The organism is Parviterribacter kavangonensis (assembly GCF_056863335.1).
In genome coordinates this window covers 1,754,653-1,780,476 of record NZ_JBXPJA010000001.1, presented here as the reverse complement: position 1 = coordinate 1,780,476, position 25,824 = coordinate 1,754,653, and the positions used below count along the sequence as shown (strand labels likewise).

General features: G+C 72.3%; 30 protein-coding genes and 1 tRNA gene. 20 read left to right on the top strand and 11 right to left on the bottom strand.

Features of this window, described 5'->3' with window-relative positions:
* Positions 1–3: 3 nt before the first annotated feature.
* Positions 4–483 carry a universal stress protein gene (locus AC1UE4_RS09125; RefSeq protein ID WP_482916908.1) on the bottom strand — a complete coding sequence of 160 codons (480 nt, stop codon included), beginning with the start codon at positions 481–483 and terminating at the stop codon, positions 4–6.
* Between the two features lie 329 nt (positions 484–812).
* Between AC1UE4_RS09125 and AC1UE4_RS09120 the strand changes: the two genes are divergently transcribed.
* From AC1UE4_RS09120 to AC1UE4_RS09090, 7 genes are all read left to right on the top strand, one after another.
* Positions 813–1,019 (top strand): hypothetical protein, encoded by a 207-nt coding sequence (locus tag AC1UE4_RS09120; protein ID WP_482916907.1) that lies wholly within the window; start codon positions 813–815, stop codon positions 1,017–1,019.
* On the top strand, positions 1,019–2,212 hold the full coding sequence (locus AC1UE4_RS09115) for an NAD(P)/FAD-dependent oxidoreductase (RefSeq protein WP_482916906.1): 1,194 nt from the start codon (positions 1,019–1,021) through the stop codon (positions 2,210–2,212). Before AC1UE4_RS09120 ends, AC1UE4_RS09115 begins: the two co-directional genes overlap by 1 nt.
* A gap of 64 nt (positions 2,213–2,276) precedes the next feature.
* Positions 2,277–2,753 carry a hypothetical protein gene (locus AC1UE4_RS09110; RefSeq protein ID WP_482916905.1) on the top strand — a complete coding sequence of 159 codons (477 nt, stop codon included), beginning with the start codon at positions 2,277–2,279 and terminating at the stop codon, positions 2,751–2,753.
* A 111-nt stretch (positions 2,754–2,864) separates the two neighbouring features.
* Entirely contained in the window at positions 2,865–3,347 is a 483-nt protein-coding gene (locus tag AC1UE4_RS09105) for a GreA/GreB family elongation factor (RefSeq protein ID WP_482916904.1), read from the top strand.
* A gap of 25 nt (positions 3,348–3,372) precedes the next feature.
* Positions 3,373–3,978, top strand: coding sequence for a response regulator (locus AC1UE4_RS09100; protein ID WP_482916903.1), 606 nt, complete (start codon positions 3,373–3,375; stop codon positions 3,976–3,978).
* An 18-nt stretch (positions 3,979–3,996) separates the two neighbouring features.
* Positions 3,997–4,950, top strand: a complete 954-nt coding sequence (locus tag AC1UE4_RS09095) for a HAMP domain-containing sensor histidine kinase (protein WP_482916902.1) — start codon at positions 3,997–3,999, stop codon at positions 4,948–4,950.
* Entirely contained in the window at positions 4,947–5,606 is a 660-nt protein-coding gene (locus tag AC1UE4_RS09090; RefSeq protein ID WP_482916901.1) for a response regulator, read from the top strand. Before AC1UE4_RS09095 ends, AC1UE4_RS09090 begins: the two co-directional genes overlap by 4 nt.
* An 11-nt stretch (positions 5,607–5,617) precedes the next feature.
* Here AC1UE4_RS09090 and AC1UE4_RS09085 read toward each other — a convergent pair whose 3' ends face one another.
* The 3 genes from AC1UE4_RS09085 to AC1UE4_RS09075 form a co-directional block, all read right to left on the bottom strand.
* A complete protein-coding gene (locus AC1UE4_RS09085) occupies positions 5,618–6,073 on the bottom strand; it encodes a sigma-70 RNA polymerase sigma factor region 4 domain-containing protein (protein WP_482916900.1) in 456 nt (151 codons plus the stop codon).
* Positions 6,074–6,641: 568 nt separating this feature from the next.
* The gene (locus AC1UE4_RS09080; protein ID WP_482916899.1) at positions 6,642–7,325 is read right to left on the bottom strand and encodes a DUF542 domain-containing protein; all 684 of its coding nucleotides are present in this window, start codon (positions 7,323–7,325) and stop codon (positions 6,642–6,644) included.
* 35 nt (positions 7,326–7,360) lie between these two features.
* Positions 7,361–7,693 carry a carboxymuconolactone decarboxylase family protein gene (locus AC1UE4_RS09075; protein WP_482916898.1) on the bottom strand — a complete coding sequence of 111 codons (333 nt, stop codon included), beginning with the start codon at positions 7,691–7,693 and terminating at the stop codon, positions 7,361–7,363.
* 56 nt (positions 7,694–7,749) lie between these two features.
* Here AC1UE4_RS09075 and AC1UE4_RS09070 point away from each other — a divergent pair, with 56 nt between their 5' ends.
* A complete protein-coding gene (locus AC1UE4_RS09070; protein WP_482916897.1) occupies positions 7,750–8,007 on the top strand; it encodes a zinc-ribbon domain-containing protein in 258 nt (85 codons plus the stop codon).
* Here AC1UE4_RS09070 and AC1UE4_RS09065 read toward each other — a convergent pair.
* The 5 genes from AC1UE4_RS09065 to AC1UE4_RS09045 all read right to left on the bottom strand — a co-directional run bounded on the left by AC1UE4_RS09065 (position 8,004) and on the right by AC1UE4_RS09045 (position 12,634).
* Positions 8,004–8,696: a helix-turn-helix transcriptional regulator gene (locus tag AC1UE4_RS09065; RefSeq protein ID WP_482916896.1), complete on the bottom strand. Its 693-nt coding sequence runs from the start codon at positions 8,694–8,696 to the stop codon at positions 8,004–8,006. The two genes, AC1UE4_RS09070 and AC1UE4_RS09065, sit on opposite strands and share 4 nt — an antisense overlap.
* A gap of 93 nt (positions 8,697–8,789) precedes the next feature.
* The gene (locus AC1UE4_RS09060) at positions 8,790–9,272 is read right to left on the bottom strand and encodes a hypothetical protein (RefSeq protein WP_482916895.1); all 483 of its coding nucleotides are present in this window, start codon (positions 9,270–9,272) and stop codon (positions 8,790–8,792) included.
* Entirely contained in the window at positions 9,269–11,065 is a 1,797-nt protein-coding gene (locus AC1UE4_RS09055) for a glycoside hydrolase family 15 protein (protein WP_482916894.1), read from the bottom strand. The genes AC1UE4_RS09060 and AC1UE4_RS09055 overlap by 4 nt, the downstream gene beginning before the upstream one ends.
* 501 nt (positions 11,066–11,566) lie before the next feature.
* A complete protein-coding gene (locus AC1UE4_RS09050) occupies positions 11,567–12,529 on the bottom strand; it encodes a sensor histidine kinase (protein WP_482916893.1) in 963 nt (320 codons plus the stop codon).
* Between the two features lie 31 nt (positions 12,530–12,560).
* Positions 12,561–12,634, bottom strand: a tRNA-Arg gene (locus AC1UE4_RS09045).
* A gap of 109 nt (positions 12,635–12,743) precedes the next feature.
* Between AC1UE4_RS09045 and AC1UE4_RS09040 the strand changes: the two genes are divergently transcribed.
* From AC1UE4_RS09040 to AC1UE4_RS08990, 11 genes are all read left to right on the top strand, one after another.
* Entirely contained in the window at positions 12,744–13,862 is a 1,119-nt protein-coding gene (locus tag AC1UE4_RS09040; RefSeq protein ID WP_482916892.1) for a GAF domain-containing sensor histidine kinase, read from the top strand.
* Positions 13,859–14,461 (top strand): response regulator transcription factor, encoded by a 603-nt coding sequence (locus AC1UE4_RS09035; protein WP_482916891.1) that lies wholly within the window; start codon positions 13,859–13,861, stop codon positions 14,459–14,461. Before AC1UE4_RS09040 ends, AC1UE4_RS09035 begins: the two co-directional genes overlap by 4 nt.
* A gap of 81 nt (positions 14,462–14,542) precedes the next feature.
* Positions 14,543–15,358 (top strand): ACP S-malonyltransferase, encoded by an 816-nt coding sequence (locus AC1UE4_RS09030; protein ID WP_482916890.1) that lies wholly within the window; start codon positions 14,543–14,545, stop codon positions 15,356–15,358.
* Positions 15,351–16,325 carry a 3-oxoacyl-ACP synthase III family protein gene (locus tag AC1UE4_RS09025; RefSeq protein ID WP_482916889.1) on the top strand — a complete coding sequence of 325 codons (975 nt, stop codon included), beginning with the start codon at positions 15,351–15,353 and terminating at the stop codon, positions 16,323–16,325. Before AC1UE4_RS09030 ends, AC1UE4_RS09025 begins: the two co-directional genes overlap by 8 nt.
* Positions 16,316–17,089, top strand: coding sequence for a 3-oxoacyl-ACP reductase FabG (fabG, locus tag AC1UE4_RS09020; protein WP_482916888.1), 774 nt, complete (start codon positions 16,316–16,318; stop codon positions 17,087–17,089). Before AC1UE4_RS09025 ends, fabG begins: the two co-directional genes overlap by 10 nt.
* 28 nt (positions 17,090–17,117) lie before the next feature.
* Positions 17,118–17,366, top strand: coding sequence for an acyl carrier protein (locus AC1UE4_RS09015; protein WP_482916887.1), 249 nt, complete (start codon positions 17,118–17,120; stop codon positions 17,364–17,366).
* Positions 17,367–17,371: 5 nt separating this feature from the next.
* Complete coding sequence (locus AC1UE4_RS09010) at positions 17,372–18,571, top strand: beta-ketoacyl-[acyl-carrier-protein] synthase family protein (RefSeq protein WP_482916886.1); 1,200 nt, start codon at positions 17,372–17,374, stop codon at positions 18,569–18,571.
* Positions 18,571–20,004, top strand: coding sequence for an acyl-CoA carboxylase subunit beta (locus AC1UE4_RS09005; protein WP_482916885.1), 1,434 nt, complete (start codon positions 18,571–18,573; stop codon positions 20,002–20,004). The genes AC1UE4_RS09010 and AC1UE4_RS09005 overlap by 1 nt, the downstream gene beginning before the upstream one ends.
* Entirely contained in the window at positions 20,001–20,495 is a 495-nt protein-coding gene (locus AC1UE4_RS09000; RefSeq protein WP_482916884.1) for a MaoC/PaaZ C-terminal domain-containing protein, read from the top strand. Before AC1UE4_RS09005 ends, AC1UE4_RS09000 begins: the two co-directional genes overlap by 4 nt.
* Complete coding sequence (gene fabI / locus AC1UE4_RS08995) at positions 20,492–21,310, top strand: enoyl-ACP reductase FabI (protein ID WP_482916883.1); 819 nt, start codon at positions 20,492–20,494, stop codon at positions 21,308–21,310. Before AC1UE4_RS09000 ends, fabI begins: the two co-directional genes overlap by 4 nt.
* Positions 21,307–22,341: an SDR family oxidoreductase gene (locus AC1UE4_RS08990; RefSeq protein ID WP_482916882.1), complete on the top strand. Its 1,035-nt coding sequence runs from the start codon at positions 21,307–21,309 to the stop codon at positions 22,339–22,341. Before fabI ends, AC1UE4_RS08990 begins: the two co-directional genes overlap by 4 nt.
* Here AC1UE4_RS08990 and AC1UE4_RS08985 read toward each other — a convergent pair.
* Together AC1UE4_RS08985 and AC1UE4_RS08980 are read right to left on the bottom strand one after the other, a co-directional pair.
* Positions 22,338–22,652: a hypothetical protein gene (locus tag AC1UE4_RS08985; RefSeq protein WP_482916881.1), complete on the bottom strand. Its 315-nt coding sequence runs from the start codon at positions 22,650–22,652 to the stop codon at positions 22,338–22,340. The genes AC1UE4_RS08990 and AC1UE4_RS08985 overlap by 4 nt on opposite strands.
* Before the next feature lie 79 nt (positions 22,653–22,731).
* Positions 22,732–23,370 carry a response regulator gene (locus AC1UE4_RS08980; protein WP_482916880.1) on the bottom strand — a complete coding sequence of 213 codons (639 nt, stop codon included), beginning with the start codon at positions 23,368–23,370 and terminating at the stop codon, positions 22,732–22,734.
* A 33-nt stretch (positions 23,371–23,403) separates the two neighbouring features.
* On the opposite strand from AC1UE4_RS08980, the gene AC1UE4_RS08975 reads away from it, so the two are divergent.
* Complete coding sequence (locus tag AC1UE4_RS08975; RefSeq protein ID WP_482916879.1) at positions 23,404–25,752, top strand: hybrid sensor histidine kinase/response regulator; 2,349 nt, start codon at positions 23,404–23,406, stop codon at positions 25,750–25,752.
* Positions 25,753–25,824 lie beyond the last annotated feature (72 nt).

Genomic DNA, 25,824 nt, shown 5'->3' with positions numbered 1-25,824 from the left:
CGCTCAGATCCTCGCCGTGAGTCCTTGCGCGCGGGCGCCCGGACTCCCCTGAGCAGGGTCCGCGTGCGCCAGGAGGACCGGCAGACCGGTGCTGTGGACGACATGCGCGCTGACGCTGCCGACAACGCACGACAGAACGGGTGAGCGCCCGCGCGACCCCATCACGATGGCGTCGTAGGCGCCGGTTGCGCCCTCGCGAACGATCGCCTGTCCAGCCGGGCCGCGTCGCAACAACCGCGTCACGGGAACCTCGAACGGGATCCTCGCGGCTGCGGCGGCCAGCATGTCGTGCCATTCCTGCTCCACGACCTCACCCACAACTGGGACGGTCAACGCAGCGCCGGCGATCCATGGCGACGGACCTGGCACAGCGGCGAGGACGGTGATGGTCCCGCCCGTGAGGACCGCGAGCTCCACCGCGGCGTCGAGCGCTCGGTCTGCGGCCGGGGAGCCGTCGAAGGCCACGAGCACACGGCGGAACATGCGGCCGCTAGCGAACGAGGCCGTGGACGACGCTGCGAGCAGGGCGTGCTCCCATGTGGCCCAAGCGTCGGCGGCCCGATCGTTCTTACGTCCTCGAGGCGCGATCTCCCCGCCTGGACAGCCGCTGCGGGGAGGAGTAATTTACATATCGGAGATGTAAAAAAGGAGCCCGTTGGCTGGGGCTCCGTTCCATCCTCGACAGAACCGAGGGCACCATGATCACGGCAGAGCGTCGTCCGAGCGAACTCACTGGACGGCCGCGCGCGACGACCAGGTTCGGCCGGGCGCTGCACCCCGCGGATGCGCGCGTCGCGCCCGAAGCATCTGAGGTGCCGTTGGTCCTCGCGGAGCTGGAGGAGACCGGAGACGGGACCGGTTTCTTGCTCGCTTTCGTGGTGACGACGATGCTGATGGTCCTCGGCGTGACCGCGCTGGCGGTCCTCCAGTCGTGGTGGCTGCTCGTGGCGGTGGTCCTCCTCCACTGGACCGCGACCTACGTCATCCTCGCGCGCATCGACGGTCTGCTGGGTCAGTGATGGAGACGCGGCCGAGAGTGGTCATCGTCGGCGCGGGGGTGGCGGCCCTCGAAACGCTCCTGGCGCTCCGCGCCCTCGCCCCGGGACGTCTGGACGTCACGCTCGTCGCACCCGAGCGCACCTTCGTCAACCGCTCGATGTCAGTTGCTCAGCCGTTCGCGCCCAAGCGTCCACGCGGAATGAGGGTCCAGGCGATCGTGGAGGGTGCCGGCGCGCGGTGGCACCGCGGCGTCGTCATCCGCGTCGAGCGCCAGCGCCGGCAAGTCGTGACCCGGGATGGGGTCGTGCTCACGTACGACTTCCTCGTGCTCGCCATGGGCGCGCACCCGGAGAGCGACTGCGGCGCCGACGACGTCCTCACGTACCACGACGGTCGGGATGCCCCGAAGTTCAGAGTCCTCCTCCACGAGCTCACCACCGGAAGGGTCACGTCCGTGGCGTTCGTCAAGCCTCGCGGGCCGAGCTGGCAGCTCCCGCTCTACGACCTGGCGCTGATGACGGCGGCCGCGTGCGCTGACAGCGATTCGCACCGCCCCCGGTTCGTCATGGTCACACCTGAGCCGGAACCACTTGCGGCGTTCGGTCCCCGCGTCGCCATGGCGGTGCGGCGCCTGCTGAGAGACCGGCGGATCGAGCTCCTGACCGCCTGCTCCGCAACCCCCGGCGGCCAGGGAATCCTGAACATCACACCGGGTGACCGACGCCTCGCCGTCGACCGCGTCGTCACGATCCCGCGCCTCGCCGGTCCGCGTCTTCGCGGGATCCCGTGTGTCGCCGGCGGCTTCATCGACGTCGACGCCCATGGCCGTGTCCCGGGTGTCACTGGGATCCTCGCGGCCGGCGACGCCACGAGCTTCCCGATCAAGCAGGGCGGCGTGGCCTCCCAACAGGCCGATGCGGTCGCTCGGACCATCGCCGCCTCAGCCGGTGTCGACATCGAGCCGGAACCGTTCCGGCCGGTCCTCAGGGCCGCCTTGCTGACCGGAGAGGCAGTTCACTACCTACGAAGCGACATCAGCGGTTGCGCGGGCGACAGCTCCATCGAATCGACCGAGCCGTTGTGGTGGCCGCCGAACCGCCTCTGCGCACGGTACCTCGCGCCCTACCTCACGGGTCAGACGGGCACGTCGCTCGACGTCATGCCCCAAGATGGCCGCGCGCGGAGGTGCGCGCGCGAGCACTTGGTGCCTTGAACCCATGGTGCTCCGTGAACGACGGCGGGATCGTCGCGCTCATGGACGTACGGCGGAACGTGTCGTGACCTCTCGCACGACACATGAGAAGGGCGGGGTCGCGCAGCTCCCGACGACACATGTCGGACGTACGATCCTGCGCATTCGGGTTCGTGTGCTGAGGCGAAGGCTCGACGCGTCGCTTGCGGACGACTGCGATCCGTGGAGCTCCGCGGCGCTGGTGACCCGCGCCGCTCAGATCTCTGCCTCGTCGCACCGGCGGCGCGTCGCGGCGGCGCTGGAAGCACTGGTGGAGCTGGCCGAGTACCGGCGCAAGCCTTCTCCGTACCTGACTGTTCGCTCCTCCGCCGTGCTGGAGGCGCGGGAAGCGATCGTCGCGCTGGCTGAGCGCTTGCGTGACACCGCCCCGGTCGATGTCCGCGTCGTCGCGCGTTTGAGTGCGCTCGTCTGGGACGACATGAGCCCCGCCTTCGGCGGCGGGCGTCCCGTCGAGACCCTCGCCGAGACGCTCGAGCTGTGCTCGCCCGCACTGGCCGACTGAAAGCAGATGGGGTCGCGAGTGCATGGGGTTCCGCGGCGTCGTGGCCGATGCTGCTCCTGACGCCGCGCGGCCCGCGCGGCGTCGCCCGTTCACCGGCAGCAAGGAGGAGCAATGGCGACTGTCGCGCGCGAGTTGGAGCCGATCACCCGTCCGGGGTACGAGCGGCTGCGTACTGAGCTGGAGCATCTGACGACGATCAGGCGTCAGGAGCTCGCAGAGGACCTGCGTGACGCGCGCGAGGACGGGGCGGAACCGGGCGAGAACGTCGCCGTGGCGGCCGTCCTCGAGGAACAAGTGGCGCTCGAACGGCGGATCGACGAGCTCGAATCAGCGCTGGCCTTCGTACGGGTCATCGATCAGCCCGAACCGGGCGTGGCGGGCATCGGACAGCGGGTGATCATCCGTCTCGCGGCCGGCGCCGCGCCGATCGAGTACGAGCTCGTCGGCCCACTGGAATGCGATCCCGCTGCGCGCCGGATCTCCGTCGACTCGCCGGTCGGGCAGGCCCTCGTTGGCCATCGGGCCGGCGACGAGGTCGACGTCGAGACGCCGCACGGTCGGCGCTCGGTGGAGATCGTCGCCATCGGCAACTAGTCATCGCGCGGGAACACTGCGACCAGTGATCCGTATCGCCGTTCTGGACGACCACCTCGCGGTTCTCACCGGATTGGAACGACTGGTGCAGCATGCCGAGGACCTCGAGCCGGTCACGTTCGTCTCCACCCGGGACCAGCTCTGGGAGAGCCTCGACCGCAGCGCGGTCGACCTCGTGGTCGTGGACTACGACCTCGCACGCGGGGACGGCCTCGCCGTCTGCCAGCGGCTCAAGGAGCGACCGCGACCGCCCTGCGTGCTCATCTACTCCGCATATGCCGGACCCGCGCTCGCCATCGGCGCGTGTGTCGCCGGAGCCGACGCACTCGTGAGCAAGAGCGAGCCGGTCAGCGACCTCCTGTCCGCGATCCGCGCGGTCGCGGCCGGAGAGAAGGTCCTTCCGCAGCTCGACCATGAGCTCCAGAAGACGGCGATGAGCCGTCTCGACGACGCCGATGTCGCTGTGGCCGCGATGCTCCTGGCCGGAGCGTCGCATCACGACGTCGCGACCGCGTTGGCGATCGAGCCGCGCGAGGTCGCCCGCCGCGCCCGTCGCATCGTTGCGCGGGTGCGGCCCGCGCCGGACCGTCGCGAGACCGCGGCGAGCGCTCTCGCCGGGTCATCGGCCTGAACGGTCGGTCCGAGTGCCATGCCGTTCTTCTGGCGCGTGTTCGCCGCGAACGTCGCCGTCCTGGCCGTCATCTTCCTGCTGCTCGTCTTCGCGCCGGTGACCGTTTCGATCCCTGTCGCTTTCACCGAGCTCGTGGTCCTGATCGGAGGGTTGGTCGCCATGATCGGCTTGACCCTCATGCTGCTGCGTCCGGCGTTCCGGCCGCTCGCGACGGTGACGGCGACGATGCGCACCATCGACCCTCTCGACCCGGGGCAGCGCGTACCGGTCGTGCACGACGTTCCGGACATCGCCGAGCTGGCGCAGGCGTTCAACGAGATGCTCGCGCGCCTCGAGGCCGAGCGCCGCGAAAGCGCGCGGCAGGCGCTGATGGTCCAAGAGGCCGAGCGGCGGCGCATCGCCCGGGAGCTGCACGACGAGGTGGGCCAGATCTTCACTGCCATCATGCTCCAGATCGAGAGCCTCGCCGGCCGGTCCTCGACCGATGTCGCCGACGAGCTCGACGAGCTTCGCGAGACCGCACGCACGGGCGCGAGCGACGTCCGGCGCATCGCCGCGCGGTTACGGCCGGAGGCATTGGAGGATCTTGGGTTGCAGAGCGCGCTCTCCGCACTGGCCACGTCGTTCTCGGAGCAGACCGGGATCCCCGTCGACCGGGACCTCGGCGCGAACATCGAGCTCGCCGACGAGGACGAGCTCGTGGTGTACCGCGTCGCTCAGGAAGCGCTCACGAACGTCGCGCGTCACGCGCGAGCTGGACACGTCTCGATCAGCTTGCGGCGTGAGCAGACTGCGACGATCCTGCGTGTTCGCGATGACGGGCGCGGCCTGCCGCCGGGCGCGATGGGATCGTCGAACGGCATTCGGGGGATGCGTGAGCGTGCGATGCTCATCGGGGCGCGGCTGACGCTTCGAAGTCAAGGTCAACGTGGGACCGAGGTGTGCCTCAGTTTCGCCGGTCCCGATCTGTGAGCGTTCCGCTGAAGACCCTCGTCCTCGTCGCCGACGACCACCCGATCGTCCTCGACGGGCTCCGCCGGGTTCTCGACGCCCAGCCGGACCTCCGGGTCGTGGCGGAGGCGCACGACGGGGCGGAGGCGGTCCAGCGGGTGGCGGAGGGCGGCATCCACCTGGCGATCCTCGATGTCTCGATGCCGCGGTTGACCGGCCTGCAGGCCGCCCGGGAGATCACCCGGCGCCATCCCGACGTGCGGGTGCTGATGCTGTCGATGTACGACAACGAGGAGTACCTCTTCGACGCGCTCGCCGCCGGCGCGTCGGGGTACGTCCTGAAGACGTCGGTCGACCGCGACTTGGTCACCGCTTGCCGCGCGGCGATGCGCGGCGAGCCGTTCTTGTATCCCAAGGGCGTCCGCGCGATCGTGCGCGAGCACTTGGAGCGCGCCCGGAGGGGCGAGCCGGCACGCACAGAGCCGCTCACGCCGCGCGAGTTGGAGATCGTGAAGCTCATCGCCGAGGCGTGCTCCAATGACGAGATCGCAGCCGAACTTCACATCAGCAAGAAGACCGTGGCGCGACATCGGGCCAACATCCTCGAGAAGCTCGGCATGCACGATCGCGTCCAACTCACGCGCTACGCGATCCGGCGGGGGCTCGTCGAGCCCTGACGCGGCGTGCCCTACGCCGGGTCGGTCAGCGACCGCACCTTGACGCGCACGTCATGGAGGCACTTGTAGACCGCGCCGGGCGATGTCTCGAGCTGCTTGGCGGTGCACGCGGCGGGAACGTCGTTGAGCGAGGCTGCAAGCACCGTTCGCTGTCGTTCCGTCAGATCCGTGGCGACGATCACGCCGACGGTCCTGATGAGCTCACGCGCTTCGACACGCTCGTGCACCGAGCGACGGGAATCGATGACGTCGTCCAGCGCCTCGGGATCCCGCGAGATGCCGACGCAGTCGCGGCCGAGGCGCCGGCGGATGCTCACCGGGGCCTCGAGCTCGACGAACCGCTTCGCCCACGTCCAGAATCGGCTGTCGCCCCGGTAGTCGTCGAGCTTGCGCACAAGCGCGACGAGCGCGTCCCCTGCCGCCTGGGCGGCGAGGTCGTCGATGTCGCTCCTGGGGAATCGCGACACGCTCGCGACACGAGAACGGATGTGGAACGCAGCCTCGCGCCTGAGGAGCTCATACAGCTCTGCGACCGCTGCGGCGCGGACCGCTCCGCCCGCGTGCAAGCGCGTGATCCAATCCGACGACTCCTCGTCGATATCTCGGGGGTAGGCGATCGCGGACATCGGCCTCCTTGGCTGCACCGGCGGTGGCGCTGCGCCACGGGGGGCGTGGCGCAGCACCAACCACGTTCTCGCCCCTCGAGCCCCAAGGGAATGGGTTCACGGGCCCATCCGTCATTCGCAGGGCGCATCCACGAGTTCGTACATCTCGTCGCCGAGGCGCCGGACCCGGCCATCGGCGATCGCGTGACGAAGCGCGTTCCGGAACCCGTGATCGCACCATCGCGCGGCGCCGCAGAGCTCGACGAGGCGTGCTCGGCGAAGCGGGCCGTACCGACGGAGGACTCGGACGATGTCCTCGACTTCAGCGTCGCGGCGGGTGCGCACCGAGTCGGACGACGGCGGACGTTCGGACGAAGGGGACGGATCCATGCAGCTCCAGCGTCGGCGCGCGTCCGCGTCTTACCGCTGATCACGGTTCGAGGTCGGCTCGCGCGCGCACGCGCGGGAACAGCAGGTTGTTCTCCTCGTGGACGTGCTGGTGCAGATCGAGCTCGAAGGAGCGAAGCACGTTCAACAGCGTGCGGTGCGTCGAGCACAGCGCGCGCCGGCTGTCGAAGCCACCCGTCAACTCGCGCATCGAGCACAGCGCGTCGCCGGTCGACGCGTGCCCCTCCTCGAGGAGGGCGAGCATCGTGACGTCGAACGGCGGCTCCTCGCCTGCATCGAGTGCGCGGCACGTGGGGAAGAGGTGGTCCTCCTCTGCGCGCATGTGAGACCGCAGCTCGTCGCCCATGCCGTTGAAGACGCGCGCGAGGTCGACGAGCTCCGGGTGGTCCCTGCCGTGGACGCGCACAACAGTCGCCAGCAGGTGGGCGATGCGGTCCAGACCGGGGCGCAGCGGGCCGTGGTGCCGGACGACGATGTGATCGCACAGCTCGGTGATCGATGCGCGGGCGACATCGTGTGCTTCGTCCGGTGCCGTCGCGGGGGTCTCGTGCTGCAGGGCGTCGAGCAGGATCGCCACCGTGCGCGTGTCCAACCCGCGGCGAGCGCAGGCCTCATCCAGGCGCTGCCCACCGCCGCAGCAGTAGTCGAGGCCCAGTCGTTCGAACAGCGCCGCGGCGCTGGGCTGCGCGACGACCAGGTCGGCCAAAGTGGCCGATGCCTCCGGCCGCGTCGAAGCCGGGCTCATCGGACCGTCGCTCTCGCGGTCTGGAGGGCGAGACGGGAATGTGCGAAGGCGCCGCCCGCGCGCATCTCCGCGGCAACCCAGATGGCTTCCATGAGCTCGTGTTCGGTCGCGCCCTTGCGCAACGCCGCGCGAGTGTGCCCCTCGATGCAGTACGGGCACTGCGTCACGTGCGCGACCGCCACGGCGATGAGCTGCTTGGTCTTCTTGTCGAGTGCGCCGTCGGCGAAGACCTCCCGTGAGAAGGCCTGGAACGCCGCAGCGGTATCCGGGACGAGCTCTGTCCGTCGCTCGTCGAGATCGTTGGAGAGCGCGTCGCGCGGAGTCGGCATGGCTCTCCTGCGTTCCGCGAGGGACGGGTCTTACGTCGGCCTGCTCTGCATGCGTCATGGGTTGCCGAACCCATTGCGGGGCGGTGGTCGCCGGCGAACGGTGTCTCCAATGGTCCTCGACTGAAGGAGTGCTCATGGGCCTGTTCAAGCGCAAGACAACGCAGGAGCATGGGTTCCGCTGTCCGGATTGCGGAGAGCGCGTTCCCGACGGAGCGGCGGAGTGCACCATGTGCGGGCGTTCGCTTGCGGACGCCTCTCGGCCGACTGCGGCCGCTCGCGAGCGCATGGCCGGGACCGCTGAGCGGGCTGGCTAAGGCCGCGGCTCGCCGTGAGGGGCCTGGGCCGCGAGCGGGCCGCGGACCTCGATCAGGCAGCCCGCGGTGTCGGGGTCCTTGGGCACGAACCCGGTGAGCTCGGTTCGCGGAGAGAGGACGTCGAGGAGTCCGCGGGTCAGTCCGCGATGCAGGCCGCACACGACCGACTGGCGCTCTCGAACCGCCTCGCGGTAGGGGCAGTTGCGTAGGCAGTACGTCAGCTCGTCGCCGTGGGGCCCGCGTCGCACCGGCTGGAACCCGAGGGCCACGAGCGTCCCGTGGAGCACCTGCTCGCCCGGGGCCGGCTCGTCGCCGGCGACGAGCTCGCGCCCGATCTCCCGGCCGACCGTTTCGACGTCGACGGCGCCCGCGGGCCCCCCGGCGACCGACCGCACGAGCCACCGTGCGAGCTCCGCGTACCCGGTCGGCGGGTCGCCGCCGGGCTGCGCGTCGGGGCTGACGGTCCATGCGTCACGCGGGCGGCCGCGCCCGCGACGCTGGAGCTCGCGTTGCACGAGCCCGACGTCGTGCAGCAGTTCGAGGTGGTTGCGGACGCCGTTGGGATGCAGGCCGAGCAGCTCGGCGAGCTCTTCGGTGGGCGCCGGGCGGCGCAGCTCGGCGAGCAACGCGAACAGTCGCGCGCGGGTCGGCTGCGCCAGCACGTCACCGGGCCGGATGGGGACGTCCATCCGGGAACTTTCCCACAGCGCCGGTGTGAGAACCAGCCGTGCAGCCGGTGAAGCGGGAGCGGTGTCGCACTCGGCCGGCGCCGCGGAGCGACGTCAGCCCGAGGCGCCCGCGAAGGCCCCTACCAGCGCGCCGTAGGCCACATGGATGGCGATCATCACCAGCGGCGTGCGTGCACCGTAGTTGAGGAGGAGGAAGCCGGGCGGCTCGAGGAGCGGGGCGGATCTGGCGTCGCTGAGGGTCGTCCCCATGCGTGGGTGGATCAACGGCAGGAGGATGCTCACGAGAGCCGTTGCTGCGAAGACGCCGTGAACCAAGCCGAAGAGGCCACCGAGCCACCAGCTGGCAGTGTCGATCGTCTCGAAGATCGCGTAGTAGAGCCCGGCGAACACCAGGCCGAAGAAGAAGTGCAGCGCGTACCCCAACGCCCCGGCGCGAACCCGGTCCGCGGTGAACGCCGTGCCGAGCAGGAAGGGGAGGTCGATCCGTGTCAGCCGCACCTCGGTCGCCGCTCGCATCCCGGTGGTCAGGATGAGGGTTCCGACGAAGCCTCCCGCCAGCGCGCTCCAGAGGGTCACGGCTCGGTCACTTCCGCAAGCGTCGCTGCGGCGTTCACCAGGGCGAGGTGGACCAGGCCCTGGGGGAAGTTGCCGAGGAAGGCGCCATCGCGCGGGTCGATCTCCTCCGCATAGAGGCCGACGTCGTTGGCAAGACCGAGCAACTGCTCCATCAGCTGGGCCGCCTCATCGACCTGCCCGAGTCGGGCCAGCGCATCCACAAGCCAGAACGAGCACGTGAGGAACGCACCCTCGCTCCCGGTGATCCCGTCGTCGCCGCGGTAGCGATGGAGCAACGGCCCCGTCCCGAGGTCGCTGCGAATCCGGGCAGCAGTTGCCAGGAGGCGATCCGTCTCCTCGCTGCCGCCGTAGCCGAGAAGCGCCGGCAGCAGCAACGCCGCGTCGACCTCGCCCGCGCCGGGGAAACGCTCGTAGCTGCGGTCCCTCTCCGTCCAGCAGTGCTCGGTGACGAACTGCCGGATCGCGGCCGCCTCGTGTCGCCAAGCTGCGATCCCCGCGCGCGGGATGTGGCCCGCCAGGGCGAGCCGACACGCGCGGTCGAGAGCGATCCAGCACATCATCTTCGACTGCGTGAAGTGCTGAGGCGCGCTGCGGACCTCCCAGATGCCCGAGTCGGGTTCTCGCCATGTCGTGCTCACCAGGTCGGCCGTCGCGGCCAGCCGCGACGCAGCGCTGCTGTCGAACCGGCCGCCCGCGTCCGCGTAGAGCCACGCCGTCTGGAGAAGGTGGCCGTAGACGTCGAGCTGCAGCTGGGGCGCCGCCGCGTTGCCGACGCGCACCGGTCGCGAGTGCTTGTAGCCGGCAAGAGCCAGCTCGCGTTCCGGTGCCCTGGCGCGGCCGTTGAGGCGGTAGAGGACGCGAACGCGCGGGTGCGTGAGCTGCGACGCGTGGAGCAGCCAGGAGAAGAACGCCTGCGACTCCATCGGGCAACCGAGGCGCTCGAGCGCGTCGAGCGTGGCCGAGCTGTCGCGGACCCAGGAGTACCGGTAGTCCCAGTTGCGAACGGCTCCGATCTCCTCCGGCAGCGACGTCGTCACAGCGGCGGCGATCGCGCCCGATGGCGCGTGGATCAGGAGCTTCAACGCGAGCGCGCTGCGTAGGACGGCGTCGCGCCACGGCCCGTCGTAGTGGCGCGTCGACGCCCACTCGCGCCAGAGGTCGATCGTCGTACGCAACCGCGCTTCGACCTGCTCGCGTGACGGGAGCACCAACGGCTCTCCCCGGGCGAACGAGAGGACCAGCAGGGCACGCGATCCTCCCTCGGCGACGACTGTGCCGTGGATGCTGCGCTCCTCGACGTGAGCCTCGCCGGCGCCGAACGTCAGGACGGCCAGGGCGTCAGCCCCGTTGGTCGCGACGGGAACGCCGGCCCGCCACGCCAGACGCGTCGGCGCCTCCGCGTATGCGAACCGTGGTTCGACGTCCCACCTCAGTTCGACGCGGCCGGACAGCCCTTCGATGCGGCGAACGACTTCCCGCGCCGGCGCCAGCGCGTGGTCGGTGAGCGTCATCGCATCCGTGACGCGCACGCTGCCGGACGCGGTCGTGAACGTCGTCTCGAGCACGTTGGTCGCGGGGACGTAGCGGCGCTCCGCCCTGTGCGCCTCGACCGGCGCGAGCCGGAACCTCCCGCCCCGCTCGGGGTCGAGCAGCGCTCCGAAGACGCTGCCGGAGTCGAGATCCGGGAGGCACAGCCAGTCGATCGAGCCGTCGCGCGCAACGAGGGCAGCAGTTCGCCCGTCGCCGATGACGGCGTAGTCGCTGATCGCCGCGTAGCCCTGCTCTCGGGCCATGGCCGCCTTCACTGCGGCGCGAGGATGCGCGCGGCGAGGTCTGGCAGCTCGCGAAGCTGACGATCCTGCGTCGGTGGTCATGCCTCGTATGCGCGTGGCAGGCGCGGACCCTTACGCCTGGTTCACGGCGCCGACGTGAACGTGACGGACGGCTCGCAGCAGAGCGCAAGCTCGTGCGGGGCGGGCAGCAAGCGGAGGACAAGCGGATCCGCCGCGCCGCAGGGGCCAGGACGTAGGAACCCCGGCGGCCTGGTCGAGTCACGGCTGGCTTAGCGCCGGCGGTCCACGATGTCTTACGTCACGGTCGTCGATCGGAGCTCGGCAAGAGCGGTTCGCCTCGCGCCGCTGGTGTTGAGATGTTCGGTGGTGGTCGAACATCATGGCGCCGGTCAGGGGTACGCGAAGGTACCCCTGACCGGCCTGCATCCGCAGCGGAGGAGGAGTCACGGCGGGCAGTGCACCTCCAGCGTCCGACGCCGGCCGGGTCTTACGTGACTCGAATCAGAGCGGGACCTCAAGCGCGACCGTCGTGCCACGGTTCGGCTCGCTCTCGAGCGTCAGCGTCGCACCGACCAGCATCGACCGCTCATGCATCCCGCGGATGCCGTGCGTCGAACCGCTCGCCGCCGCGGTCATCCCGCGCCCGTCGTCGCGAACGACGAGAGCGACAGATCGCCCGTCGGTCCGCAGACTGATCTCGACGCGCGTAGCGTGCGCGTGGCGCGCCACGTTCGTCAGGGCCTCTTGCGCGACGCGGTAGACGACGAGCTCCTGTCGACGGTCGAGCGTGGTCACCGCGTCGAGCGACCGGTCGACCGCGATCCCGGTCTGCTCGGTGAACGCGGTGGCCAGGGCCGAGAGTGCGCTCGAGAGTCCCAGATCGTCAAGGGCTTCCGGCCGCAGACGCGATGCGATCCGTCGAACGTCCGTGGCGCCCATCCTGGCGGTCTCGCGAAGGACGTCGAGGTCATCGTTCAGGTCGTCCGGGATCCGCGCCGCCACACCCTCGATCTGCAGCATCAGGGCTGTGAACAGCTGTCCGATCTCGTCGTGCAGCTCGCGCGCGATGCGTTGGCGCTCGTTCTCCTGGAGCAAGAGCGCCCGTCGGCCACTCTCACGCCGCTCGCTTTCGAGCCGATCGAGCATGTCGTTGAACGCCTGCGCGAGCGCCATGACGTTCGGGCCGCCGACGACGGGGACACGTTGCCCGGGTTTCAGCGGGTCGATCTCACGCATGGTGGCAGTCACCGTCTCCAGCGGGCGGAACGTCGCACGTAGCAACGCCCATGCGACCAGCGACATGACCACCAGGCCGAGCGCGAGGATGACGAGCTCCGTCGCCGCGACCGGGACCGACACGGTGACGGGCGCGAAGACCAGCAGGAGGAACACGGCGAGCAGGACAGCCAGCTGAGAGGCGAAGACCCGCCAGAAGAGCGGTATGGAGTTGAGCCGCCTGCGCATGGTCGCGGGGACTGCGTCACGGGGTGGACAGCGCCCCGGGCAGGACTCGAACCTGCGACCCGCTGCTTAGAAGGCAGCCGCTCTATCCAGCTGAGCTACCGGGGCTGGTGAGGCGGAGAGGATCGCACGCCGGATTCGCATCGTCGATTGACACGGCCACCCCCCGACCGGGGGGTGGACCGAAACGGCCGCGGTCGGCAGGGTTACAAGAGCCATGGAGGTCTCCGGGAGCACTGCCTTCGTCGACGTCCGCGTCGTCGAGACGTTCGCGGAGCTGCTGTTCGCCGTGCATACGGCCGGGGACTCGGCGGTGTTCTACGACCGGCTGTGCGAGGCGACGTGCACGCTCGCTGCGATGGACCGGGCCGCGGTGTTCGTCTACGACGCGGCGGAGCGGCGGGTCCGCGTGGGCGGCGCGCACGGGATCGAGATCGATGCGTTCCGCGACTTCAACGTCGACCTCGAGGTGGCGCCGATGGCGCTGCAGGCGCTCAACGAGGATCGCGTCATCGAGGCGACGACGAACTTCAACGAGCTGCTGCCGCCGGAGTACGAGCGCTTCCTCATCGGCACGCGGCTCGTCTGCACGCCGGTGTCCGCCGCGGGGCGCTGGCCCGGGGTGATCATCAGCGACCGTTCGCTCGACCGGCCCCTGACGGACTCCGAGCGCCACCTGCTCTGGAGCTTCGGCAAGCTCGCCGCGCTGGCCGACAGCGCGCGATCCGCAACGCGCGAGCACGAGCACGCGAAGCAGCTGCAGGAGCGCATCGACCTCGCACGGGAGATCCACGACGGCGTCGTGCAGCGGTTGTTCGGCGTGTCGCTCGCCCTGTCGGGGGAGCACCTCTCCACCGAGGGCCGGCAGCGCTGCGCCGACGAGATCCAGGAGGCGCTGTCGCAGCTGCGCGATGCGCTTCAGCGGCCGCTCGGTCGCACGCCGCGCGAGACGTCGACGACCCTGCACGACGAGGTGACCCGTCTGGCAGCGAAGACGAAGGACCCGAAGATCGAGCTCGAGGACGACGAGCCGACGGCGGTGCCGCCGCACCTCGAGCCGCTCGCGCAGTCGGTCGCGCTCGAGGCGATGCGCAACGCGCTCAAGCACGCCACCGGCACCTACGTCCGCGTCTGCGCGCGCCGCGACGACGGCAACTTCGTCCTCGACGTCGTCAACGACGGCGTCTCGAGCGACGACCCCAAGCACGAGCCCGGCATGGGCCTGCGGCTCGCCGCCGTCGAGGCGCTGCAGCAGGGCGGCGTCGTCGAGTTCGGGCGCCTGGGCGAGGACGAGTGGCGCGTGCGGCTGCTCGTGCCTGCGGGGGACAGGGAATGAGCGAGAGCGGCCTGCGGATCCTCGTCGTCGACGACCACGACGTCGTCCACTGGGGCTTCCGGCTGATGCTCACCGAGCAGCCGTGGGTGGAGCGCTGCCTCAGCGCGCGGTCCGGCATGGAGGCGGCGGCGCTGGCGGAACGCTGGTCGCCGCACGTCGCGCTCGTCGACCTCTTCGTGGGCGAGGAGTCGGGCGCGGTGATCTGCGAACGCGTCCGCACGATCGCGCCGAACGTCCGCGTGCTGCTCATCTCCGGCGCCGGGCGCATCTCGCCCAGTGCGGCGAAGGCCGCCGGAGCGTCGGGCTTCGTCCCGAAGGACTGGCCGGCGCGCGACATCGCCGAGGCGGTCCGGATGGTCGCGCGCGGCATGACCGTCTTCCGCGACACCGAGGACGACGGCGTCGCCCGCCTGTCCGAGCGCGAGCGCGAGGTCCTCGACCGCATCGCCTCCGGCGCGACGAACCGCGAGATCGCCGACGAGCTGCACCTCAGCCCGTGGACGGTCAAGGAGCACACCGGCGCCGTCTACCGGAAGCTCGGCGTCCGCAACCGCACCGAAGCGGTCCAGCGAGCGCAAAGACTCGGACTTCTGGTGTAGTCCCCCCGGCCCGACCCGATGTCCCCCCCGACCGGGGGGAAGCGCTCGACATGTGGGGGTGGCGGCGGAGAGGGTCGGAGCATGCCGTTGGCGCTCCTCTTCCCGGGGCAGGGCAGCCAGACGCCGTCGATGCGCGACGACGTCGCCGAGCACGCCCCCGATCTCCTCGACCGCGTCACCGACCTGGTCGGCGAGGATCCGTTCGCCCGCGCGGGCGACAGCACTCGCTTCGCGCAGCCCGCGATCTTCTGCGCCTCCGTCGCCGGGTGGCGGCAGGCGCAGGGGGAGCCCATCGCCGTGGCCGGGCACTCGCTCGGCGAGCTGGCCGCGCTCGTCGCCGCCGGCGCGATCCACGCGCAGGAGGCGCTCGAGCTCGTGGTGCTGCGCGGCGCGCTCATGGCCGAGCACGCCGGCGACGGCACGATGCTCGCGCTGCTCGGCGCGACGGACGAGCAGGCCGAGCAGCTCGCCGCCGACCACGGCGTCGTGGTCGCCAACCACAACGCACCCGGACAGATCGTCCTCGCCGGAGCGCGGGACGCGCTCGAGGGCCTCGCAGGAACCGCTCGGGACGGCGGCCTGCGGGCCCTCGAGCTAGGTATCTCCGGCGCCTTCCACTCGCCCGACATGGAGCCCGCCGTCGAACCGTTCCGCGCGGCGCTCAAGAAGGCCCGCTGGCGCGAGCCGGTCTGCACCGTCGTCTCATGCGCGACCGCGCGGCCGTTCGAGGATCCCGCGAACGAGCTGGCGGACGCGCTCGTCCGGCCGGTTCGCTGGACCGAGACGATGCGCGCGCTCGCGGCGCTCGGCGCCGACGAGTTCGTCGACGTCGGTCCCGGCCGCGTGCTGCACAAGCTCGTGGGCCGGATCATGAAGGCGGAGCCGGCGCGTGCTTGAGGTCGTGCGCGAGGACGAGCCGCGCGGCACGGCGGCGGCGAACGGCTCCGTGCGCGCCGGCGTCTTCGGGATCGGCGCGGCGCTGCCCGCGAACGTCGTCGGCAACGACGAGGTGGCCGCGCGCCTCGGCGTCGACCCCTCGTGGATCGAGAAGCGCACCGGGATCGCGACCCGCAGGCGGCTCGGACCGGGCGAGCGGCTCGACGCGCTCGCCACGCAGGCCGCGCGCGACGCGCTCGACGAGGCGATCGTCGACCCGGCCGATCTGGACCTCGTCGTCTGCGCGACCTTCACGGCGGACGACCACACGCCGGGCATGGCGCCACTCGTCGCCGCCGCGCTCGGCAGCAGCACCGCCGCGCTGGACGTCAACGGCGCGTGCGTCGGCTTCCTGCATGCGCTCGACCTCGCGTCGTCGGCGATCGGCGCCGGCCGCGCGCGCGCCGTGCTCGTCATCGGCGCCGATGCGGTCACGCGCTACATCGACCACGACGACCGCCGCACCGCCCCGCTGTTCGGCGACGGCGCCGGCGCCGTGGTGCTCGTCGCGGGGCGCGGCGACGTCGCGCCGTTCGTGCTGCGCAGCGCGGGCGAGCACGCCGACCTCATCCGCGCGAGCCGCACCGACCCGTTCGTCCGCATGGAGGGCCACGAGACCTTCCTGCTCGCGACGACGAGCCTGTGCGACGCCACCGCGCAGGCGTGCGTCGCGGCCGGCGTCGCGCTCGACGACATCGACAAGTTCGTCTTCCACCAGGCCAACCGGCGGATCCTCGAAGCGGTCCGCCAGCGCCTGGATCTCGACCCGGACAAGGTCGTCGACGCCATCGAGGACGTCGGCAACACCTCGGCGGCGAGCATCCCGCTCGCCCTGTCCGGGGCTCGCCCGCGATCGGGCGAGCGCGTCCTGCTCGGCGCGATGGGCGCCGGGTTCGTCTACGGAGCGGGGGTGCTCACATGGCCCTGACCACCGCGCCCGCGCCGCGGGCCACCGACACGACGCCGGTGCGCGACGGCTGCGCGCTCGTCACCGGCGCGTCCCGCGGCATCGGAGCCGCGATCGCGACCGCGCTGGCCGCCGACGGCTGGCCCGTCGCCATCAACTACCGGTCGCGCGAGGACGACGCCCTCGCCGTCGTCGACGCGATCACGCAGGCGGGCGGCATCGCCACCGCGATCGGCGGCGACGTCGCCGACCCGGCCGTCGCCGACCAGCTGCTCACGCGCACGGCGGAGGAGCTGGGCCCGCTGGCCGTGCTCGTCAACAACGCGGGCGTGCGCGCCGACGGCCTCGCGATCCAGCTCGACGACGAGGACTGGGACCGCGTGCTCGAGACCAACCTGACCGCCGCGTTCCGTCTCACGCGGACCGCGGTGAAGGGGATGGTCCGCCGCCGCCACGGCCGCGTCGTCAACATCGCGTCGGTCGTCGGCCCGAAGGCGAACCCGGGGCAGGCGAACTACGCCGCCTCGAAGGCCGGCCTCATCGCGATGACGAAGACCGTCGCCGTCGAGGTCGCCCGCCGCGGCGTGACCGTCAACGCGGTCGCCCCCGGCTTCATCGCCACCGACATGACCGAGGACCTGCCGCCGGAGGTCCTCAACGCCGTCCCGGCCAAGCGCGCCGGGCGTCCGGACGACGTGGCCGCGTGCGTGCGGTTCCTCGCCTCCGACGAGGCCGCGTACGTCACCGGCTCCGTGCTCGCCGTCGACGGCGGCATGAGCGCCTGACCCAACCAACGAGGAGGAACCCAAGACCATGTCCGCCACCGCCACCACCGAGCAGGTCGAGACCGTCGTGTACGACGCGCTCGTCGAGCTGGGGCCGAGCCGCGACGAGATCAGCCGCGACGCCACCTTCGAGGCGCTCGACATCGACTCGCTCGACCTCGCCGAGCTGAGCCAGGTCGTCGAGGAGAACTTCGGCGTGCGCCTCAAGGGCGACGACGTCGCGCAGATCAAGACCGTCGGCGACGCGATCGACCTCGTCGTCGAGCGAGCCAGCTGATCGCCGTGCGGCGCACCGTCGCCATCACCGGCGTGGGCGCCGTCTCCCCACTCGGATCGGGGGCCCGCGCGCTGCACGAACGCTGGACCGCGGGCGTCTGCGGGATCGAGGACGGGGAGGGCGCCTGCCGCGACTTCGACCCGACCGAGCGGATGACCGCCAAGGAGGCACGCCGCAGCGACCGCTTCACCCAGTTCGCCGTCGCCGCGTGCGCGGAGGCGCTCGAGGACGCCGGCTGGGAGGCCGAGTTGCCGTACGCGGCGGAGCGCGTGGGCTGCGTGCTCGGCACCGGCATCGGCGGCATCGGCACGATCGAGGTGAACCTCGACGCGCTGCGCGACGTGGGGCCGCAGAAGGTCTCGCCGCTGGCCGTGCCGCTCATGATGAGCAACGCCGGCGCCGCCGCGCTGTCGATGCGCCACGGCCTGCGGGGCCAGACGTACGGCGTTGTGTCGGCGTGCGCCGCGGGCGCCCACGCGCTCGGCGCGGCCGCGCGGATGATCCAGGCCGGCGACGCCGACGCGGTCGTCGCGGGCGGTTCCGAGGCCGCGCTGACCTCGCTCTCCCGCGCCGCCTTCGGCGCGCTCGACGCGACGTCGGCGAGCGGCATCTCGCGCCCGTTCGACGTCCGCCGCGACGGGTTCGTGATGGGCGAGGGAGCCGGCGTGCTCATCCTCGAGGACGCCGAGCGCGCTCGCGAGCGCGGCGCGCGCGTGCTCGCGGAGATCGCGGGCTACGGCGCGACGTCCGACGCGCACCACCTCACCGCACCCGACCCCGAGGGCCGCGGCGCCGCCGCCGCGATCCGCGCGGCGCTCGAGGACGCCGGCCTCACGCCGGACGACGTCGACTACGTCAACGCGCACGGCACGTCGACGCCGCTCAACGACCGCGCGGAGACGAACGCGCTCAAGGCGGCGCTCGGCGAGCGCGCGATGACCGTGCCGGTCTCGTCGACGAAATCGGCGATCGGCCACCTGCTCGGCGCCGCCGGCGCCGTGGAGGCGGTCGCGACCGTGCTGGCGCTGCGCGACCGCATCGCCCCGCCGACGCTGGGCTACGAGCAGCCCGACGAGGGCCTCGACCTCGACTACGTGCCCGGCTCCGCGAAGCCGCTCGCCTCGGCGAACGGCAACGCCGTGGGGCTGTCGAGCTCGTTCGGGTTCGGCGGCCACAACGCCGTCCTCTGCCTGAAGGCGACCTGATGCCCCTCGCCGTCGTCCCCCGCCCGGAGGAGAAGCTCACCGCGCTGGAGCGCCTCGAGGTGCTCTGCGACCCCGGCTCGCTGTCGCTCATCCGCACCGACGTCACGTCGACGCGGATGGGGGAGCGGGCGCGCTCCGGCGACGGCGTCGTCGCCGGGGCCGGACGCGTCGACGGCCGCCCGGTCTACGCCTACGCCCAGGACGCCGGGTTCATCGGCGGCTCGCTCGGCGCCGCGCACGCCGACACGATCGTGCGCGTCCTGCGGCTCGCCGGCCGCGCGGGCGTGCCCGTCGTCGGCTTCGTCGAGTCCGCCGGCGCGCGGCTGCAGGAGGGCGTCGACGCCCTCGGCGGCTACGGCCGGATCTTCGCCGAGAACGTGCGGCTGCAGAAGCTCGTCCCGCAGGTCACGGTCATCGGCGGCGCCTCCGCCGGCGGCGGCTCGTACTCGCCCGCGCTGACCGACGTCGTCGTCATGACGGACGCGGCGACGATGTTCCTGACCGGGCCCGCGGTCGTCGAGGAGGTCATGGGCGAGCACCTGACGGCGGCCGAGCTCGGCGGCCCCGGCGTGCACGGCCGCAACGGCGTCGCGCAGCTCGTCGCGCCGACCGACGTCGACGCCGCGCTGCTGGCGCGCGATCTGCTCGACTACCTGCCGCAGCGCATCGGCGAGCGCCCGTCGCGCTGGCCGGGGGCCGACCCGCGCGGCGCGTTCCCCGACGCCGCCGTCCCCGCCGACCAGCGCAAGGTCTACGACGTGCGGACGGTCATCGGCGCCGTCGCCGACGGCAGCCGGATGCTCGAGCTGTCGCCGAAGTGGGCGCGCAACATCGTCACCGCGTTCGCGCGGATCGACGGCCGCGCGGTCGGCGTCATCGCCAACCAGCCGCGGCACCTGGGCGGCGTGCTCGACGCCGAGGCGGCGCAGAAGGGGGCGCGGTTCGTCGAGATGTGCGACCGGTTCGGGCTGCCGCTCGTCGTGCTCGTCGACACGCCGGGCTTCCTGCCCGGCTCGCAGCAGGAGAAGGCGGGCGTGATCCGCTTCGGCGCGACGCTCGTGCGCGCGTTCGCGGCGGCGAGCGTCCCGAAGGTGACCGTCGTGCTGCGCAAGGCGTTCGGTGGCGCGTTCATCGCGATGAACTCGAAGGAGCTCGGCGCCGACCTCACGTTCGCGTGGCCGAACGCGCAGCTCGGCGTCATGGGTCCGAAGCAGGCGGTCGGCATCGTCCACCGCCGCGCGATCGCGGCGTCCGACGACGCCGATGCGACGGCCGACCGCCTCGCCCGCGACTACGCCGACGAGCACCTCGGCTCGCGTGCCGCCGCCGCGGCGGGCGCGATCGACGAGGTGATCGTCCCCAGCGACACCCGCCGGCGGCTCGTCCACGCCCTCGACGCCCTCGACCCCGACCACCAGGAACCCCTGCCATGACCCTCTCCGTCCCGTACGAGCGACTCGAGGTCGGCAGCGGCTTCACGTCGCGCGGGCGCACGATCACCGAGGCCGACGTGGTCGGCTTCGCGACCCAGACCGGCGACCTGCACCCGCAGCACACCGACGCGGCGTGGGCGGCGTCGAGCGCGTTCGGCGAGCGCATCGCCCACGGCATGCTCGTCCTCTCCTACGCGGTCGGCCTCACCGCGTTCGATCCCGAGCGCGTCCTCGCGCTGCGGCGCGTGAAGGACGCGGTGTTCAAGCGGCCCGTCCGCCTCGGCGACACGATCCGCGTCGAGGGCGCGATCGCGCAGCTGACCGAGATCGACCCCGCGGCCGGGCTCGTCACCCTGAGCCTGCGGATCGTCAACCAGGACGACCGCCTCGTCTGCCGCGCCGTCGTCGAGGTCCTGTGGAGCCGCGACGACGCGCCCGCGCTCGATCCGCACGTCCCCGCCGACGACGGCTTCGTGCCGATCCCGCTGTGAGCGCGCTGCTCGAGGGCCGCAAGCTGCTCGTCACGGGCGTCGTGACGCGCGACTCGATCGCGTGGCACGTCGCCCGCCGCGCGCAGGAGGAGGGCGCCGAGGTCGTGCTCACCGGCTTCGGCCGCGCCCGCCGCCTGACCGAGCGCGCCGCCCGCGTCCTGCCCGAGCCCGCCGACGTGCTCGAGCTCGACGTCGAGAACGCCGACGACCTCGTCGCCGTCCGCGAGGAGCTCGAGCGCCGCTGGGACCGCCTCGACGGCGTCCTGCACGCGATCGCGTTCGCACCGGGGGATGCGCTGGGCGGCGCGTTCCTCGACACGCCGCCCGACAGCGCGGCGACCGCCTTCCGGGTCAGCGCCTACTCCCTCAAGGGGCTGACCGCCGCGATGCTGCCGCTGCTCGAGCGGGACGGTGGCGGCAGCGTCGTCGGCCTTGACTTCGACGCGTCCGTGGCCTGGCCGGCCTACGACTGGATGGGCGTGGCGAAGGCCGGCCTCGAGGCCGTGTCGCGGTACCTCGCGCGCGACCTCGGGCCGCGCGGCGTCCGCGTCAACCTCGTCAGCGCGGGGCCGGTGCGCACGCTGGCGGCCGGGGCGATCCCCGGCTTCGACCGGCTGAAGGACCTGTGGACCGCGGGCGCGCCGCTCGGCTGGGACGTCGACGACGCCGAGCCGGTCGCCGACGCCGCGCTGTTCCTCCTGTCGGACTGGGCGCGCGCGATCAGCGGCGAGATCGTCCACGTCGACGGCGGCTTCCACGCCGTCGGGCCGGGCGCGGGCGCCGCCGTCCCCGCCGCCGAGGCGGTCACGGCGTGACCGTCCTGCTCACCGGCGCGACCGGCTTCGTCGGCATGGAGCTGCTCGCGCGGCTGCTCGACCGCGGCGAGCGCGTCGCGTGCCTCGTGCGCGGCGCCGACCCGCGCGTCCGCCTCGACGCGGTGCTCGACACGATGGGCGTCCCGGCGGAGCAGCGCGGGCGCGCGGTCGCGGTGCCGGGCGACGTCACCGCGCCGTTGCCGGCGGTGCCGGACGTCGACGTCGTCGTGCACTGCGCGGCGTCGGTGTCGTTCGGCCTCGATCTCGACGAGGCGCGCGCGATCAACGTCGACGGCACCCGCCACGTGCTCGACGCCGCCGACCGCGCGGACGCGCGGTACGTCCACGTCTCGACCGCGTACGTCGCCGGCCAGCGGAGCGGCGTGTTCTCCGAGGACGACCGCGACCGCGGCCAGGACTTCCGCAACACGTACGAGCAGAGCAAGCTCGAGGCCGAGACGCTCGTCACCGAGCGTCGGCCCGATGCCGTGATCCTGCGGCCGAGCATCGTCGTGGGGGAGAGCGACACCGGCTGGACCGCGGCCTTCAACGTCCTCTACTGGCCGCTGCGCGCGTTCGACCGCGGGTTGCTGCCCGCGATCCCCGCGCGCGCGGGCGCGCACGTGGACGTCGTCCCGGTCGACTACGTCGCCGACGCGATCGCCCACGTCGTGCTCGACCGTCCCGACGTGACGGGGACGCTGCACCTCGTCGCAGGCTCCGATGCGCTCACTGCCGGGGATCTCCTCGACCTGGCGTGCGACGCGCTCGGCCGGCCACGGCCGCCGCTGGTGGACCCAGACCTGGCCGGCGGCGGCCTGGCCGAGCGTTCCGCCGAAGCGGCGCGGTACCTGCCGTACTTCGCGATGGACGTTCGCTTCGACGACGCGCGCGCCAAGGAGATCTTCGGCGAGGCGGGGCTGCGGCCGCCCCCGCTCGAGGACTACTTCGGCCGGCTCGTGCACTACGCCCGCGCCGCGCGCTGGGGCAAGCGGCCGTTCCCGCGCGGCGACCTACCGCTCGCGGCCTAGTCGCGCAGCGCCGCCACCAGCGCCGCGGTCGGGGCGGAGCGCAGGACGCTATCGGTGATGCCGAGCGCGTCGAGCAGTGCGGAGGTCTCCGCGTCCTGCCGTTCGACGAGCGCGACGACGTGAGCCCCGGCGGCGCGCGCGGCGGCGACGATCGAGGGCGCCGCCCGCTCGCGCAGGGCGCCGCCGCCGACCACGACGACGTCCGGGTCCGCCGCCGCGGTCGTCAGTCCCGGGTCCCGGGCGACGATGCGGCGGACGAGCGCGCTCCACAGCGGGTCGTCCTCGAAGATCATCACGCGGCGGTCCGGCACGCCCGGTGCATCGGCCCGTGAACGCGGGTCATTCGGCCCCGGGGCGCCGAAAGGGGCGATCGGCCGATGACCGACGCGCCTACTCGACGAGTCCGCGCCGCATCCCCTCGGCCACGGCGGCGCCGCGATCCGAGACTCCGAGCTTCGTGTACAGCTTCTCGGTGTGGGTCTTGACCGTGGACAGGCTCAGGACGAGGTCCTGCGCGATCTGCGGCCCTGACCGGCCGGCCGCCATCAGGTGGAGGATCTCGTGCTCGCGCGGGGTCAGCAGCGGTGCGGCGCGCGGGCGCCCGCCGGGACCGCCCTGCGGCTGCGGGACGTCGGACCCCATGACCGTCTCGCCGCGGCCGACGGCCAGGATCGCGTCGACGAGCGCCGTCGCCTCGGTCGTCTTGGACAGCACGCCCGCGGCGCCGAGGTCGAGCGCGCGCTCGACGTCCGAGCGCTCGAGCAGGCCGGACAGCAGCATGATCCGCGTCGACAGGCCGTCGCGGCGCGCGGCGTTGAGGACGGCGAGGCCGTCCAGCCCCGGCATCCGCAGGTCGATGACGGCGACGTCGGGGCCGAGCTCCCGGATGCTCTGCAGCGCTGCGCGGCCGTCCGCCGCCTCGCCGACGAGCCGCAGCGACGGCTGATGCTGGATCGCGCGCACGAGGCTGGCCCGAAGCATCGGATGATCGTCCGCCAGGAGCACGGTGATAGACCCTTGCCTGTCCATCGGACTCGATCGTAGTTCAACGTCCTCGACCGGATGACCTCGGAATCCGACACCACGTTCCGCGCGGTCCTCGAAGCCGCGCCCGACGCCATGCTCGTGGCGGAGGGCGACGGCACGATCCGGTTCGTCAACCGTGCGGCGGAGCGGCTGTTCGGCCACGGCCGCGACGAGCTCGTCGGCCGCTCGGTCGACCTGGTGGTCCCGGACGCGCTGGGCGACGGGGCCCGTGACCTCACCGCCCGCCACCGCGACGGCCACGGCATCCCGGTCGAGATCTCGCGGAGCACGCTCGAGTCGCCGGGCGGGACGCTCGTGATCGCGGCGGTCCGCGACGTGTCCGAGCGCCGCCGGGCCGAGGCGCTGGGCGCCCGCGCCCGCCGCGAGGCGGTCGTGGCGGAGATCGGCCGGCTCGCGCTCACGACGCAGGACCTTGACCGGGTCCTTCGCGCGGGGGTCGACCGCGCCGCCGAGCTGCTCGGCGTCGACTACGCCGCGGTGCTCGAGCGCGACCCCGCGGGCACTGCGCTCGTCCTCCACACCGAGTCGGCGCCCTCCAGCGTCGAACGCGGGACCATCTTCCCGCTCGGCGACACCGTCTTCGGCGCGGCGATCCGGCGCTTCGAGAGCCTCGTCGCCGAGGACCTGCGCAGCGACGACCGCTTCGCCGGCCTCCCGCGCCTGCACGAGACCGGCGCCCGCGCCGGGATGTTCGTGCCGATGTACGTCGGCTCGCGCCTGCTCGGCGGCGTCGCGGTCCTCGCGCGCGATCGGCGCCGGTTCTCGGGCGACGACCTGCACTTCCTGCAGGCGCTGACGAACGTGCTCGCGGCGGCGATCGACCGCGCCGTGGTCGCCGAGCAGCTCACCGCGAGCCGCATGCGCCTGCAGGCGTTCGTCGACAACACGCCGGCGGCGATCTTCATGAAGGGCCTCGACGGCCGCTACCTGCTCGTCAACCGGTTCCTGGCGACGCTGCTCGGCTCCAGTCCCGAGGACATCATCGGCAGGTGCGACCACGACTTCTTCCCGGCCGGCGAGGCCGACGTGCTGCGCCGAACGGACGAGCGGGTGCTCGCCGGCGAGGGGCCCGTCGAGGTCGAGGAGCACGTCCACGTCGACGGCCGCGTCCGCGTCTTCAGCTCGCTGAAGTTCCCGCTGCGCGACGCCACTGGCCGGACGTACGCGCTCGCGGGGGTCAGCACCGACGTCACCGACCGCCAGCAGGCCCGGCACGAGCGCGAGGCGCTCGCCGCCCGCCTGCGCCAAGTCGAGCGGCTCGAGACCGTCGGCCAGCTCGCGGGCGGCATCGCGCACGACTTCAACAACCTGCTCGCCGTGATCACCAACTTCGCCGGGTTCGTCAAGGCGGAGGTGGAGCCGGGCTCGACGGTCGCGAGCGACGTTGAGCAGATCACGGAGGCCGCGCGGCGCGCGTCGGAGCTCACCCGCCGACTGCTCGTCTTCAGCCGTCGCCAGGCCGTCGAGAACGAGCTCGTCGATCTCGGCGCGGTGCTCCACGACCTGCAGAACATGCTCTCGCGCACGCTCGGCAGCCACATCACGCTGGCGGTCGACGTCGAGCCGGGGCTGCCGCCCGTGGAGGCCGATCGCAGCCAGCTCGACCAGGTCGTCATGAACCTCGCCGTCAACGCCCGCGACGCGATGCCGGAGGGCGGGACGCTGACGCTGGCGGTGTCGCGCGCGACGCTCGACGCCTCATGGAACCCGCCGAGCGCGCTCGGCTACGTCTGCCTCGAGGTGAGCGACACCGGCGTGGGCATGGACGCCGAGACCGTCGAGCGCGCGTTCGAGCCGTTCTTCACCACGAAGGGATCGGGCATGGGCACCGGCCTGGGGCTCGCGACCGTCTACGGGATCGCGACGCAGGCGGGCGGTCACGTCGACATCGAGTCGGCGCCCGGGCGCGGGACCACGGTGCGGATCCTGCTGCCGGCGATCGCGGGCGAGCCGGAGGAGGGGACGCCGGCGCCGATCGCGCCGCGGCGTTCCGGGGCGGGGGAGCGGCTGCTCGTCGTCGAGGACGAGTCCGCGGTGCGGCAGTCGACGGTGCGGATCCTGCGCGACGCCGGCTACGTGGTGATCGAGGCGGCGTCGGGCGACGATGCGCTCGCGCTCGCCGGCACCGGGGCGACGATCGACCTCTTGCTGACCGACGTCGTCATGCCGGGCATGTCGGGCACCGAGCTGGCAGAGCGGCTGCGCGCGCGATCCGACGTGCCGATCGTCTTCATGTCCGGCTACGCCGAGGACCGGCTCGGGGCCGAGGCCGACATCCCGGACGCGTCGTTCATCGCGAAGCCGTTCGCGGCCGAGCGGCTGCTCGAGGCCGTCGAGCAGGCGCTGGCCACGCGGTTCGCTTGAGATTCCGTCGTTGACCACCGACCCGGTGGGTGACATGCGGTCAAGTTCCACCACGGACCGCCGATCCCCTGT